This window comes from Streptomyces sp. NPDC054794 (assembly GCF_053611585.1).
In genome coordinates this window covers 1-13,914 of record NZ_JBSHAQ010000106.1, presented here as the reverse complement: position 1 = coordinate 13,914, position 13,914 = coordinate 1, and the positions used below count along the sequence as shown (strand labels likewise).

Annotated in this window: 13 protein-coding genes; 7 read left to right on the top strand and 6 right to left on the bottom strand. The window is 72.8% G+C overall.

The features are described 5' to 3' along the window. Positions 1-354: 354 nt before the first annotated feature. Positions 355-1,956 (bottom strand): FadD3 family acyl-CoA ligase, encoded by a 1,602-nt coding sequence (locus ACWGKT_RS47295; protein WP_453278630.1) that lies wholly within the window; start codon positions 1,954-1,956, stop codon positions 355-357. Between the two features lie 189 nt (positions 1,957-2,145). Between ACWGKT_RS47295 and ACWGKT_RS47290 the strand changes: the two genes are divergently transcribed. The 3 genes from ACWGKT_RS47290 to ACWGKT_RS47280 are packed head-to-tail and all read left to right on the top strand — an operon-like array spanning position 2,146 to position 4,492. Next, the gene (locus tag ACWGKT_RS47290) at positions 2,146-3,291 is read left to right on the top strand and encodes a lipid-transfer protein (RefSeq protein ID WP_453278629.1); all 1,146 of its coding nucleotides are present in this window, start codon (positions 2,146-2,148) and stop codon (positions 3,289-3,291) included. A gap of 5 nt (positions 3,292-3,296) precedes the next feature. Further along, entirely contained in the window at positions 3,297-3,716 is a 420-nt protein-coding gene (locus tag ACWGKT_RS47285) for a Zn-ribbon domain-containing OB-fold protein (RefSeq protein ID WP_453278628.1), read from the top strand. Beyond that, positions 3,713-4,492: an enoyl-CoA hydratase/isomerase family protein gene (locus ACWGKT_RS47280; protein WP_453278627.1), complete on the top strand. Its 780-nt coding sequence runs from the start codon at positions 3,713-3,715 to the stop codon at positions 4,490-4,492. Before ACWGKT_RS47285 ends, ACWGKT_RS47280 begins: the two co-directional genes overlap by 4 nt. A gap of 144 nt (positions 4,493-4,636) precedes the next feature. Here ACWGKT_RS47280 and ACWGKT_RS47275 read toward each other — a convergent pair whose 3' ends face one another. Both ACWGKT_RS47275 and ACWGKT_RS47270 read right to left on the bottom strand, forming a co-directional pair. Then, entirely contained in the window at positions 4,637-6,988 is a 2,352-nt protein-coding gene (locus tag ACWGKT_RS47275; RefSeq protein ID WP_453278626.1) for an outer membrane protein assembly factor BamB family protein, read from the bottom strand. Between the two features lie 201 nt (positions 6,989-7,189). Then, the gene (locus tag ACWGKT_RS47270; RefSeq protein ID WP_453278625.1) at positions 7,190-7,912 is read right to left on the bottom strand and encodes a VOC family protein; all 723 of its coding nucleotides are present in this window, start codon (positions 7,910-7,912) and stop codon (positions 7,190-7,192) included. A 134-nt stretch (positions 7,913-8,046) separates the two neighbouring features. On the opposite strand from ACWGKT_RS47270, the gene ACWGKT_RS47265 reads away from it, so the two are divergent. Next, the gene (locus tag ACWGKT_RS47265; protein ID WP_235460610.1) at positions 8,047-8,682 is read left to right on the top strand and encodes a TetR family transcriptional regulator; all 636 of its coding nucleotides are present in this window, start codon (positions 8,047-8,049) and stop codon (positions 8,680-8,682) included. An 83-nt stretch (positions 8,683-8,765) separates the two neighbouring features. Here ACWGKT_RS47265 and ACWGKT_RS47260 read toward each other — a convergent pair whose 3' ends face one another. Continuing rightward, on the bottom strand, positions 8,766-9,218 hold the full coding sequence (locus tag ACWGKT_RS47260) for an Lrp/AsnC family transcriptional regulator (protein WP_235460607.1): 453 nt from the start codon (positions 9,216-9,218) through the stop codon (positions 8,766-8,768). An 82-nt stretch (positions 9,219-9,300) separates the two neighbouring features. On the opposite strand from ACWGKT_RS47260, the gene ACWGKT_RS47255 reads away from it, so the two are divergent. Continuing rightward, positions 9,301-9,960: a LysE family translocator gene (locus tag ACWGKT_RS47255; RefSeq protein WP_453278624.1), complete on the top strand. Its 660-nt coding sequence runs from the start codon at positions 9,301-9,303 to the stop codon at positions 9,958-9,960. A gap of 24 nt (positions 9,961-9,984) precedes the next feature. On the opposite strand, the gene ACWGKT_RS47250 is transcribed toward ACWGKT_RS47255, so the two are convergent. Further along, entirely contained in the window at positions 9,985-10,467 is a 483-nt protein-coding gene (locus ACWGKT_RS47250) for a nitroreductase family deazaflavin-dependent oxidoreductase (protein ID WP_235460609.1), read from the bottom strand. After that, complete coding sequence (locus ACWGKT_RS47245) at positions 10,467-11,729, bottom strand: acyl-CoA dehydrogenase family protein (RefSeq protein WP_453278623.1); 1,263 nt, start codon at positions 11,727-11,729, stop codon at positions 10,467-10,469. Before ACWGKT_RS47245 ends, ACWGKT_RS47250 begins: the two co-directional genes overlap by 1 nt. Positions 11,730-11,872: 143 nt before the next feature. Here ACWGKT_RS47245 and ACWGKT_RS47240 point away from each other — a divergent pair, with 143 nt between their 5' ends. Both ACWGKT_RS47240 and ACWGKT_RS47235 read left to right on the top strand, forming a co-directional pair. Continuing rightward, positions 11,873-13,048 (top strand): thiolase C-terminal domain-containing protein, encoded by a 1,176-nt coding sequence (locus ACWGKT_RS47240; protein ID WP_453278622.1) that lies wholly within the window; start codon positions 11,873-11,875, stop codon positions 13,046-13,048. A 27-nt stretch (positions 13,049-13,075) separates the two neighbouring features. Next, positions 13,076-13,747, top strand: coding sequence for a pyridoxal 5'-phosphate synthase (locus ACWGKT_RS47235; RefSeq protein WP_453278621.1), 672 nt, complete (start codon positions 13,076-13,078; stop codon positions 13,745-13,747). Positions 13,748-13,914: the final 167 nt, after the last annotated feature.

The following is a 13,914-nucleotide window of genomic DNA, read 5'->3' as shown; positions in this document are numbered from 1 at the left end:
CTCTACCCCGAGCGCCCCGACAGCGCCCCCGCACTACCCAACACCACCAACACGACGACCGATTGATCGGCTACACCATCACCCGGGACACGATCCGACCGACGCCCGCGAACCCCGCCCAGCCACCCGTTCTTCCGGGCCGCCCGCTCGCTTCTCAACCGGGCTGGAGCGACCCGAGTCAAGGGTCGGTCGTAGGCCGATCGCCGAAGGCGACGCGGAGCGACAGCGCAGCGCCCTTTACTCGGGGCGCGCAAGCACGACACTGGCCAAGAAGCGGGCGGCCCCCACGGCAACCACTCACCCACCAGTGCCCAACCCGCCTCACGGCCACAGCAACCCCCGCTCCCATCCCCCTCACCGCCCCCGCAGCTCCCCCTTCACCACCTTCCCGCTCGCGTTCCTCGGCAGTTCGCCCACGAACTCCACCGATCTCGGGACCTTGTAGTTGGCCATTTCGCGGCGGGACCAGGCGATGAGGTCGTCCGCTGTCAGGAGGGCGTCGGGGCGGCGGACCACGAATGCCTTGCCGACCTCGCCGAGGCGGGGGTCCGGGGTGCCGATGACCGCCACGTCGGCCACGTCGGGGTGCAGGCCGAGGAGTTGCTCGATCTCAGCGGGGTACGCGTTGAAGCCGCCGACGATGAACATGTCCTTCAGGCGGTCCGTGATGCGGAGGTTGCCCGCCGGGTCCAGCACGCCCACGTCGCCCGTGTGCAGCCAGCCGTCCTCGGTGATCACCTCCCCCGTTGCCGTCTCGTCCTCGTAGTAGCCGCGCATGACGTTGAAGCCGCGGACCAGGACCTCGCCCGGCACCCCCGGACCCAGCGGCGCCCCCGCCCCGTCGGCGATCCGGACCTCCGTGCCGGGTATCGCCCGGCCCGACGTCGACGCGATCACCGTGGGGTCGTCGCCGCGGCGGCACATCGTGACGATGCCGCTCGCCTCCGAGAGGCCGTAGGCCGTCAGGACGGTGCCGACGCCGAGTTCGCCCCTGAGACGCTCCACCAGCCGTAGCGGGACCACCGCCGCCCCCGTCACGACCAGGCGCAGCGCCGAGAGGTCGTGCGCGTCGCGGGCGGGGTGGTCGAGGAGGGACTGGTGGAGGGTCGGGGGGCCGGGCAGGACCGACACCCGCTCCGCCGCGATGTTCGCCAACGCCGTGTCCACGTTGAAGACCGGCTGCGGGATCATCGTCGCGCCACGCATCAGGCACGCGATGACCCCGGCCTTGTAGCCGAAGGTGTGGAAGAAGGGGTTCACGATCAGGTAGCGGTCGGTCGAGCGCAGGCCGGCCAGGTCCGCCCAGATCTCGTACGCCCGCAGCGTCTGCGCGTGGGTGATCAGCGCGCCCTTCGGGCGGCCCGTCGTCCCCGACGTGAAGATGATGTCCGAGGCGCAGCCGCCGTCCAACCGGGCGGCGCGCCCGCGTACTTCCCGGTCCCCGACGCCTTCGCCGCTCGCCAGGAAGTCCTTCCAGGTGCGGAAGCCGGGCGGGGCGTCCTCCGAGAGGACCACCGCCTGTCGGAGCGCCGGCAGGCCAGGGAGCGGGCCCGAGGCGGCGTCGCCCTCGCCGGCCGCGCGCCGCAGCGACGCCACGTACGAGGTCCCGAGGAACGTGCCCGTCACGAACAGGAGCCGAGTGCCGCTGCGGCGCAGGACGTCGGCCGCCTCCGTACCCTTGAAGCGCGTGTTGAGAGGGACCAGGACCGCGCCCGCCGACACCGCGCCGAGTGCCGCGACGATCCAGTCGAGGGAGTTGGGGGCCCAGATGGCCACCCGGTCGCCCACCTCGACGCCGTTGGCGAGGCAGGCGGCGGCCGCCCGTTCCACGCGCGCGCCGAGTTCGGCGTACGAGATCCTCGTCCGGCCGTCGACCACCGCCTCGGCGTCCGCGTACCGCTCCGCCGCCGACCGCACCAGGCCCGGAATGCTGCCCCAATCCACGTCACCGCGCACGACCACCCAGCCTCCCCAACACGTAGCTGACTGACCGTCAGATTAGCTGTAACCTGACGGGCTGTCAGCACAGGGTGGGCATGGCATTGCGGAGGTGGGCGCGGCATGGCCGGAGGAGCGGAAAAGGCGGGAGGGGCAAGAGGATCAGGAAGGGTCAGAGGGCAGGGAGGAGCCGGGGGAGCCGGTGCCGTGGGGATCAAGGACGCCACCGCCATCGTCGGGATCGGGCAGACCGGATTCGCCAAGCGGCTTCCCGAGGACGAGAGGACCCTCGCCTGCCGGGCCGTCCTCGCCGCCCTCGACGACGCCGGGATCGATCCCGGCGAGGTCGACGCACTCGCCTCCTTCACGATGGAGGAGACGGAGGAGGTCGAGCTCGCCAAGGCGGTCGGGTTCGGTGATCTCACCTTCTTCAGCAAGATCGGGTACGGCGGGGGCGGTTCCTGCGCGACCGTCGCGCACCTGGCCACCGCCATCGCCGCCGGGCAGGCCACCGTGGGGGTCGCCTGGCGGTCGCGCAAGCGCGGGAGCGGGCCCAGGCCCTGGACCAACACCGCCGTTCAGCTGCCCACGCCGGCCCAGTGGACCCGGCCCTTCGGGCTGCTGCGGCCCGTGGACGAGATCGCGATGCTCGCCCGCCGCTACATGCACGAGTACGGCGCCACGCGCGACCACCTCTTCAACGTCGCCCTCGCCTGCCGCAACCGGGCCAACCAGAACCCGGACGCGATCATGTACGAGCGGCCCCTGACCAGGGAGATGTACATGACCTCCCGGTGGATCAGCGAGCCCCTCTGCCTCTTCGACAACTGCCTGGAGACGGACGGCGCGTTGGCCTGCGTGGTCGTCTCCGCCGAGCGGGCCCGGGACTGCCGGCGGCGGCCGGTGTACGTCCACTCCGCCGCCCAGGGGCTGCCCGCCCAGCACCACGGCATGGTGAACTACTGGAACGACGACCCCCTCACCGGCCCGGCCTGGACCGCCGCCCGGCATCTGTGGAAGCACGCCGACCTCACCCCGGAGGATGTGGACGTCGCCCAGATATACGACGCGTTCAGCCCGCTGATACCGCTGTCGCTGGAGGGCTACGGGTTCTGCGGGAGGGGCGAGGGCGGGGCGTTCACCGAGGGGGGCGCCCTGGAGATCGGCGGGCGGCTGCCCATCAACACCGGAGGGGGCGGGCTCTCCGAGGCGTACGTCCACGGCTTCAACCTCATCACCGAGGGCGTGAAGCAGCTGCGCGGAACCAGCACCGCCCAGGTCCCCGGCGCCTCCACCTGCCTGGTCACGGCGGGCGAGGGAGTCCCCACGTCCGCGCTGCTGCTGAGGAGTTGACCGACATGCTGTCTCCCGTCATCGATCCCGACGGCGCCCCCTTCTGGGAGTACGCCGGCCGCGGCGAGCTCCGCGTGCAGGCCTGCGCCGAGTGCGGCGAGGTGCGTTTCCCGCCCCGGCCCTGCTGCCCGCACTGCCGGTCCTTCGCCTGCGAGTGGCGGCGGACGGACGGGCGGGGGCGCATCTGGTCGTACGTCCGCCCCCATCCGCCGCTGCTGCCCGACTACGCCGCGCAGGCCCCGTACCACGTCGTCCTCGTCGAGCTCGACGACGCGCCCCGGATACGGCTCGTGGGGAATCTGGTGAGCGGGCCCGGTGCGCCGCTCGACTCCGTTCCCGAGGAGCGCGTGCGGATCGGGGCCCGCGTGCAGTTCGTGTTCGATCCCGGCAGCGGGCTTCCGCAGTGGGTCCTGGAGCGCTCGTGAGCGGCACCCTGCGCGTCAGCGCCGACAAGGACACCGGCGTCGCGGTGGTCACCCTGGACCGGCCCGCGAGACTGAACGCCATCGATCTCGCCATGGCCGGTGAACTCGCCGACATCTGGCGGCAGTTGCGGTTCGACGACTCCGTACGGGCCGTCGTGCTCACCGGCGCCGGGGAGCGGGCCTTCAGTACGGGGCTCGACCGGGACGCCGTGGTGCCGCAGCCGTCGTCGCCGTACATGCAGGACGATCCGCTGCTGCGCGTCGGACCGAAGGCGAACGACGTGTGGAAGCCGGTCGTCGCCGCCGTGAGCGGGATGGCCTGCGGGGGCGCCTTCTATCTCCTCGGGGAGTCGGACTTCATCGTCGCGGACACCACCGCCGCCTTCTTCGACCCGCACACCGGCTACGGCATGGTCAGCGCCTACGAGTCCGTGCTGATGGCGCAGCGCATGCCCTACGGGGAGGTCGCGCGGATGGCGCTCATGGGCAACGCCGAACGGATCGGGGCGCGGCGGGCGTACGAGATCGGGCTCGTCTCCGAACTCACCGAGCCGGGGGCGGCGTTGGAGGCGGCGGTGCGGTGCGCGGTCGTGCTGGCCGGGTATCCGACGGAGGCCGTGCAGGGGACGGTGCGGGCGCTGTGGGCGGCGAAGGAGGCGGGCCGGGCACAGGCGTTCGCGCAGGCGCCGCATCTGATCGCGCTGGGGAACCTGCCGGCCGAGCGGCAGGCGGAGCTGTTCGCCGGGCGTGACGGGCGGACGTACCGTATACGCTGAGTCACCAGTCGTACGCGTGGCGGGCACCGTCCGCCGGGCGTAGCGTCTGCTGTGAGAGCGAGGAGCCCTCCCCGGAGAGACGGCCGCCGTCCACAGCCCCTTCCGTGCGACTACTGGTACGGCGGCCGTCCCCGAGGAGTCCCGTCACGCCGTGCGCGCGGTGCCCGTGCCCTTCTCCGCGTCGAGGGCGTAGACGCAGCGGTCCTTGCTGCAGGCGTACACCACACCGTCCTTGACGACCGGGGAGCCGGTGATCTCGCCGCCGGTGGCCAGCTTCCAGCGCAGGCGTCCGTCGTCGGCCTTCAGGGTGTACAGCAGGTGGTCGGTGGAGCCGAAGTGGATCCGGCCCTCGGCGACCGCGGGGGCGCCGACGATGTCGCCGCCGGACTGGAAGCGCCACTTGGGGGTGCCGGTGACCGCGTCCAGGGTGTAGAGGCCCTTGCCGCTGCCGACGTGGACGTGGCCCGCGGCGACCAGCACCGGATCGATGGAGGCGCGGGCCTCGGTGGCGATGCGCCAGCGGTCGCGGCCGTCGGTGGCGTCGAGGGCGTACACCGTGCCGAGGTAGTCGGCGAGGTAGATGCCGCCGCCGGTGACCGCCGGGCCGGGGACGAAGGTGGGCGGGCAGAGGAAGACCGCGGGGGCCTCGAAGTGCCAGCGCACCATGCCGCTCGCCACGTCGACGGCGAGGACGCGGGTGCCCGCGGAGATGTAGACGTAGCCGTCCGGCGCCGGGGTGAGGCGGACCGGGACGCCGCCGCAGGAGGCCGCGTCGCCGATGGGGTAGGACCAGCGCTCCTCGCCCGTGCGGGCGTCCAGGGCGCGCAGCCGGGCGTCCTGCCAGACGTAGACGGTGCCGTCGTGGACGGCGGGTCCGGCCTCGGGGGACTCGAAGTCGGTCTGGCAGCCGCTGATCTCCCACAGCTTCTGCCCGTTGGAGGCCTCCCAGGCCTGCACGCCGCCGCCGCGGGTGCCGGTGACGACCGTGCCCCGGTCGGCGTGCAGGGAGTACACCCAGGACTCCGTGGACAGCCGCCACAGGTCGGCGCCCTCGCGGGCCTCCAGGGTGAACAGGGTGGGGCCGTCGGAGGCGTGGATACGACCGTCCGCGACCGCCATCGACCAGGCCACGTCCCGGGTCTTGAAGCGGCGCCGGCCGGTGCCCACGTCCAGGGCGTGCACCTCGAAGGAGGTGACGTAGACGAGGTCGCCGTCGACGGACGGGGTGCCCCACACGTCGTTGGACATGCGGAAGCGCCAGGGGCGCCAGCCGGACGCCGTCTCCGGCGGCGCGGGCGGGGGCGCCGGTACGGCGGGATCGGCGCCGTTGACCCCGGGGCGCGGGCGGGACCAGCTGGCGACCAGGCCGGCCTCCGGCGGGGGTGCCTTGACCGCGGCGGCGCGGGCGTCGGCGACGCGCGGGCCTGGGCCGATGGGCACCGGGGCGCCGGCCAGCCGGACGGGGCCGGTGTCGGGGGCGCCCGCCGGGGCGCCGACCGGCAGGGACGGCCCCGGGATCACCGGGTCGTGCGAGGGCGGAGGCGGCAGCGCGGCCCGTCCGCCGCTGCGCGGGCCGGCGGGGGCGGGCTTGACCGCCGGGCGGCCGCCGCGGCGGGACTCGATGAGGGCGACGGCCTTCTCGGGCAGCCAGGCCGAGGCCGTGCCGCTGTCGTCGGAGCCGGAGCCGAACAGGTGCGGGGCGAGCTGGGCCTGGAGGTCGGCGGGGTTGGGCCGGCCGGTGGCCTCCATCTGCATGCAGGACTCGATCAGCGGACGCAGCTCGTCCGGGAGGCCCTCCAGGTCGGGGCCCTCGCGCAGCAGCATGAAGACGGTCTCGACGGGGTTGGCGCCGTGGAAGGGCGGGTGTCCGGTGGCGGCGAACACCAGCATCGAGCCGAGCGAGAAGACGTCGCTGGCGCCGGTCACGCTCCGCGAGTCCTTGGCCTGCTCGGGGGACATGTAGGCGGGGGTGCCGACGGCGACGTTCGTCATCGTCAAACGGGTGTTCGAGACGCCGGACGCGATACCGAAGTCGATGACGCGGGGTCCGTCCTCGACGACGAGCACGTTGGAGGGCTTGAGGTCGCGGTGGACCAGCCCGGCGCCGTGGATGGACTGCAGGGCCTCCGCCACGCCCGCCGCCAGCCAGCGCACCGCCTGGGCCGGGAGCGGCCCGCAGTCGTTCACTATTTCTTCGAGGGAGGGCGCGGGGACGTACGCGGTGGCCAGCCACGGCACGGCGGCGCGCGGGTCGGCGTCGACGACGGCCGCCGTGTAGAAGCCGGAGACCGCCCGGGCCGCCTCCACCTCGCGCGTGAAGCGGACACGGAAGAGCTGGTCCTCGGCGAGCTCGGTCCGGACCGTCTTGATCGCCACGCGCCGGCCGGACGCCGAGCGCGCGAGATAGACCAGCCCCATGCCGCCGGCACCCAGCCGTCCCAGCACCTCGAACGGCCCGATCCGCCGCGGATCGTGCTGCGTCAGCTGATCCACCACTTGCCTGCCACCTCCCCGTACGAGCCGCGTCACCCACATATGTACGCGACCCCGTGCAGCGTCTCACCACCGCACCGCCGTGGCGGCACGCACCCCGATTCTTCCTGGCTCGGGCACAGGTTGCGAACCCGGTGATTTATCGGGGTGTCTCGTGATAAACGAGACATTCCGCGGCCGCTTGCGGTGCCGCTTCCGCCGTCGCTAGCGCTGGAGCAGCGCGAACGACGCCCCCTGATTGTCGGTCACGACGGCCACAGTGCCGTACGACGTCTCAAAGGGTGGCGCCTGCACCCGCCCGCCGAGCCCGCGCACCGCCTCCAGCGCGTCGTCGAGGTCCTCCACCCGGAAGTGGACGAGGAAGTGCGAGGGCATCTCGGCCGGGAAGACGTCGGAGACGGGCGCACGGCCGAAATCGGGCTCGGTGTCCTCGGCGAACAGGGCGTCGTGGAAGAGCTCGCCGTAGAAGGCGTTGGCCTCCTCGGTGTCCCGGGTGTAGAGCTGGACCCAGGCGAAGGTGCCCGGCTCGTGCCGCGCCCCGAAGCCGCTGTGGCTGCCCGGCTGCCACAGGCCGAAGACGGCGCCTGCGGGGTCGACGGCGAGGGCGGCCGTGCCCAGTGCCTCGATCCGCGTGGGCGCCGTCACCACCTGCCCGCCGGCCGCCAGGATCCGGCGGCACAGCGCCGCCGCGTCCGGGGTCGCGAAATACACCGTCCACACGGTGGGCATACGGCCGTCCGTCTTGTGCCCGAGCGTGGCGACGGGCGAGCCGTCCTTGCGCGCCCACACCAAGGTGCCGACGGCGTCCTCGAAGGTCCACCCGAAGAGCTCACCGTAGAACCGCTTCCCCGCTTCCACGTCGGGAAGCTGCGCGTCCACCCAGCACGGGACGCCCTCTCCGTACACCGATGCCCTGTTTTCGGCCATGCCGCCAAAGTAACTGCGCCGCGCGCAACCCGCAGACCAGGCACACCACCCTCCGCACCCCCATGCACCCCATTTGCAGTCGGCCGAATCGCGCTCCGATCACCCCTCGGTAAGCTGACGGCATGACAGGACAAGTGCGTACCGTCGACGGCCGCGTGGCCGGCCGGCGTGGGCAGGCGACCCGGCAGAAGCTGCTCGACTGCCTCAGCGAGATGCTCAGCTCCTCCCCCTACCGGGACGTCAAGGTCATCGATGTCGCCCGGAAGGCGGGCACTTCGCCCGCGACCTTCTACCAGTACTTCCCGGACGTCGAAGGCGCCGTCCTGGAGATCGCCGATCAAATGGCCGCCGAGGGCGCCGGGTTGACCGAGCTCCTCGAAGGGCGGTCCTGGGTCGGCAAGGCGGGCTGGCAGACCGCCCAGGAACTCGTCGACGGGTTCCTGGAGTTCTGGCGCAAGAACGACGCGATCCTGCGTGTCGTGGACTTGGGTGCCGCAGAAGGGGACAAACGGTTCTACAAGATCCGCATGAAGATCCTGAACTCGGTGAACAACTCCCTCTCGGACTCGATTGCCGAACTCCAGTCCAAGGGCAGGATCGACAAGGACGTGAACCCCGCGGCGATCGCGGGTTCCCTGGTCGCGATGCTCGCGGCGGTGGCCGGACACCAGAAGGGCTTCCAGACCTGGGGTGTCAAACAGGCCGAACTCAAGCCGAACCTGGCGCTGTTGGTGCATCTGGGCGTGACCGGGAAGAAGCCGACGAAGTAGCCCTTGACGCCAACGGGCCGATACCGACTCCAAGTCCTGTCTCGCGGGCGGCAGTTCACCGAGGTGAGCTGCCGCCCGTCGCGCTAGGCGGGCAGCGGCCGGTCCCGCACCACGTGCTTCATCACCAGTGTGGACGTCAGCCGCTGCACCCCCGGCAGCGTCGCCAGCCGCTCGTCGTACAGCCGCTGGAAGGCGGCGAGATCGGCGGTGGCCACGCGCAGCAGATAGTCCGGCTCGCCGAACAGCCGCTGCGCGTCGAGCACGTACTCCACCTCGCTGACCGCCCGCTCGAAGTCGGCGACCGTGTCCCGGTCCTCCTGCCGCATGGAGACGAAGACCAGCGCCTCGAAGTTCAGCCCGAGGGCGGCCGGGTCGACCACCGCCCGGTACCCCTGGATGGCGCCCGACCGCTCCAGCTCGCGCAGCCGCCGGTGACACGGCGAGACGCTCAGCCGCACCCGCGCGGCCAGCTCGGTCACGGTCAGCCGGCCGTCCTGCTGCAGCTCGGCAAGGATCTTCTGGTCCACGTCATCCATGAAGTAGATATTTGCCCAGAACCCGCGATCATGGGCAAATTTCAGGAACACTTTCGGGACATTCCCGCCTAACGTCACCTCCATGGACTCGGGACTCCTTCTCTCCTTCCTCGCCGTGGACCTGCTGCTGGTGTGCGTGCCGGGCGCCGACTGGGCGTACACCATCGCGGCCGGACTGCGCGGCAGGTCGGTGCTCACGGCCGTGTCGGGCCTCGTCGCGGGCTACGCGCTGCACACGGCACTGGCGACGGCGGGTCTCGCGGTACTGGTCGCGGGCTCGCCCCGGCTGCTGACCGCGCTCACGGTGGCGGGGGCCGGGTATCTGGTGTGGCTGGGGTGGGGAGTGCTGCGCAGGCCGGGGGTGCCCGGGGCGGGGCCGGGTGACGGGGCGGGCCCGGCCGGCGGCACGGAGGCGGCCGTCGGCGCGAGCGCCGGACGCGTCTTCCTGCGCGGCGCCGCGATCAGCGGACTCAACCCCAAGGGCCTGCTGCTGTACCTGTCCGTACTCCCCCAGTTCCTGACCACGGGCGACGGGCACCACCTGCCCGTCCCCGTCCAGACCGCCACGCTCGGGCTCCTCCACATGGCCTGCTGCGCCGCCGTCTACCTCACGGTCGGCGCCCTCTCCCGCGCCCTGCTCGGCGCGCGCCCGGCGGCGGCCCGTGCGGTGACCCGCACGTCGGGCGCGGCGATGCTGGGCATCGGGGCGCTGCTGCTGGTGGAGCGCCTGGCGACGCTGTAGGGCCGCCCGGCGACTTTGCGGTGCCTACGGCTGCCTTCGTACGATCCGGAAGACCCGGATCTCCCGGTCCACCCGCGCCTGGTACGTCGCGTACGGCGGCCAGAACGCCAGCAGCGCCTGCCAGGCCGCCGCCCGCTCCTCCCCCGCCAGCAACCGGGCCGTCACCGGGATCTCCTCGCCCTTCCAGCTGACGGAGGCGTCGGGGTGGGCGAGGAGGTTGTGGGTCCAGGCCGGATGGTCGGTCCGCCCGAAGTTGGACCCGACGAGAATCCAGCCGCGCCCGCCCTCCTCGGGCATGCAGGCGAGCGGCGTACGCCGCGCCAGCCCGCTGCGCGCCCCCGTGACCGTCAGCACGACCCCCGGCAGCAACTGCGCGCTGAGCAGCACCTTCCCGCGCGTGACCCGGTGGACGCCCCGGTCCAGCGCCGGAATCAGATGCGGGGCCACCTTCGCGAAGCCCCGGGTCGAGGACACCTTCTGCACCAGCCGCACACCGAAGCCCGCCATCAGACCGCCACCTCCCCCTGCTCGAAGAGCCGCACCGAGTCGGCCGCGTGGGCGCGCAGCCGGTGGACCGGCCCGAACAGCAGCTCGTCCCCGGCCGCCCGCTTGAAGTACAGGTGGGCCTCGTGCTCCCAGGTGAACCCGATCCCGCCGTGCAGCTGGATCCCCTCGCCCGCGGCCGTCCGCAGCGCCTCCAGCGCCTGGGCGAGCGCGAGCCCGCCCACCGGCCCGCCCGTCTCCCGCCACCGCCCTTGCGGCGGAGCCCCGGGCGGGGCGCCGGGCGCCGCGCCCGCGGACGGGGGCGCCGCCGCCCAGGCCGCGTAGTAGGCCGCCGAGCGGGCGGCCTGCACCTGGACGTACACATCGGCCAGCCGGTGCTTGACCGCCTGGAAGGACCCGATCAGCCGCCCGAACTGCTCCCGCTGCTTGACGTACTCGACGGTCCGCTCCAGGGCCCGATCGGCGGCCCCCACCGCCTCGGCGGCGAGCACGGCGGCGACGACGTCGCCGTGGCCGCGCAGGGCCGGGAGCGGGTCGGGGACGGTGTCGGAGGTGGCGTCGCCGAGCAACTCGGCTTCGACGTACCGCAGTTGGAGACGGGCCTGGGGGCGGGTGGCGTCGAGGGCGGTCTGCCGGGTGCGGACCAGGCCCGGCGCGTCCGAGGAGACCAGGAAGAGCAGGGTGCGCGAGCGGGCGAAGCCGCCGGTGTGGGCCGCGACCAGGAGCAGCCCGGCGCTGTGCCCGTCGAGCACCTGCTCCACCTGCCCGTAGAGCCGCCACCCTTGCCCCGCCCGGCGCGCCTGCACCCCGCCCGCGCGGCCGCCCCCGGCCCAGTCGCCGCCGTTGTCGCCGGTCAGGGCGAGGGCGGTGGCGAGCGCGGTGCCGGGTACGGCGAGGGTGGCGGTCAGCGAGCCCGAGGCCAGGCGGGGCAGCAGGTCGGCGCGCTGGGCCTCCGTACCGAGGGCGAGGATCAGCGGGGCCGTGAGGACGGCGGTCGCGAACAGCGGGGAGGGGACCAGGAAGCGGCCGGTCTCCTCGCAGGCGAGGGCGAGTTCGGTGGCCGAGCAGCCGATGCCGCCGTACGCCTCGGGGAGGGCCAGCCCCGGCAGGCCGAGCTGCTCGGCGAGGGCGGCCCACAGGGCGCGGTCGTGTCCGGCCGGGGTGTCGAGGGCGGTGCGGAGTTCCTCCGGGCCGCAGCGTTTGTGGAGCAGTTCGCGCAGGGTACGGCGGATCTCGTCCTGTTCGGCGGTGAAGCTGGCGTCCATGGCTGCCCTTCCCTGCCACTTGCCTGTTCCCTGATCTGACGGGGCGTCATGTTAGGGCGGGGAGGTGTGGATGCCCAGGGGTGTGAGGCGCCTCGGCCTCCGCGCCATGGATATCTGATGAACCGTCAGATACCGTCGGGCGCATGGCTACAGCAAGCAGCAGGAAAGTCGCCGTCGTCGGTGTGGCCCTGTCCTCCTGCGGGCGCGTGGACGACGCGACCCCGTACGCGCTGCACGCCCAGGCCGCCCGTCGCGCCCTCGCCGACGCCGGCCTGGACCGCGCCCATGTCGACGGCCTCGCGTCGGCCGGCCTCGGGACGCTGGCACCGGTGGAGGTGGCCGAGTACCTGGGCCTGCGCCCCACCTGGGTCGACTCCACCTCGGTCGGCGGCTCGACCTGGGAGGTCATGGCCGCGCACGCGGCGGACGCGATAGCGGCCGGCCACGCGAACGCCGTCCTGCTGGTCTACGGCTCCACGGCCCGCGCGGACATCCGGGCGGGCCGGCGCACCGGGAACCTGTCCTTCGGGGCCAGGGGGCCACTGCAGTTCGAGGTTCCGTACGGCCACACACTCGTCGCGAAGTACGCGATGGCCGCACGCCGCCACATGATCGAGTACGGCACGCGGATCGAGCAGTTGGCGGAGGTCGCGGTGCAGGCCAGGGCCAACGCGGCGCTGAACCCGGAGGCGATGTTCCGGGACCCGATCACCGTCGACGACGTCCTGTCCGGCCCGATGATCGCCGACCCCTTCACCAAGCTGCACTGCTGCATACGGTCCGACGGGGGCGCGGCGGTGCTGCTGGCGGCGGAGGAGTACGTACGCGACTGCCGTACCGCCCCCGTCTGGATCCTCGGCACCGGCGAGCACGTCTCCCACGCCGCCATGTCCGAGTGGCCGGACTTCACGGTGTCCCCGGCGGCGGTGAGCGGACGGCTCGCGTTCCAGCGGGCGGGGGTGCGGCCGGAGGAGATCGACTTCGCCGAGGTGTACGACGCGTTCACCTACATGACGCTGGTGACCCTGGAGGACCTCGGGTTCTGCGGGAAGGGCGAGGGCGGCGCCTTCGTGGACAAGGGGCGGCTGCTCGTACGGGGCGGGGACCTGCCGGTGAACACGGACGGGGGCGGACTGTCGGCTCAGCATCCCGGGATGCGGGGTCTGTTCCTGCTGGTGGAGGCGGTACGGCAACTGCGCGGGGAGGGCGGGGACCGGCAAGTACGGGTGGGCCACGGCGAGTTGCCCTGCCTGGGCGTCGCCTCCGGAACCGGCGGGTGGTTCTGCTCGGCGGGAACGGTGGTGTTGGCCCGGGACTGAGACCTGCCCGCGGGGATACTCGCCTCCATGGCAGCAACGGATCTCCACGAACTCCTCCGCTCACTGCGGGTCTGGGCACCCGAAACCACGGAGCTACCCCCCTTCGACCCGGCCGGGGCCCCGTCATCCCCCCTCCCCCTGTTCACGACGTGGTTCGCGGAGGCGGTGGCGGCCGGGCAGAACGAGCCGCACACCATGTCGTTGGCGACGACGGACGAGGACGGCCGGCCGGACGTACGGATCGTGATGCTGCACGGGGCGGACGAGGACGGCTGGTCCTTCGCGACCCACTCCACGAGCCGCAAGGGCCGCCAACTGGCCGCCCGCCCCTACGCCGCCCTCGCCTTCTACTGGCCCGCCCTCGGCCGCCAGGTCCGGGTACGGGGCCCGGTCACGTCGGCGCCGTCGCAGGAGAGCCAGGCGGATCTCCACGCCCGCTCGACGGGGGCACTGGCCGCGGCCCTGACCGGCCGCCAGAGCGAGGACCTCCGGTCCCTGGACGAGCTACGCCACGCATCGGAGACCGCCTGGACGGAGGCCCACCGAAACCCGACGGCACCGTCCCCCACCTGGACCCTCTACCGCCTCCACCCGGAGGAGGTCGAATTCTTCCAGGGCGACGCGGACCGACGACACGTACGGGTGCGGTATCGGCGGGCGGGCGAGGGGGAATGGGAGCGGGGGTTGCTGTGGCCGTGAGGCGGGTTGGGCACTGGTGGGTGAGTGGTTGCCGTGGGGGCCGCCCGCTTCTTGACCAGTGTCGTGCTTCCACGCCCCGAGTAAAGGGCGCTGCGCTGTCGCTCCGCGTCGCCTTCGGCGATCGGCCTACGACCGACCCTTGACTCGGGTCGCTCCAGCCCGGTTGA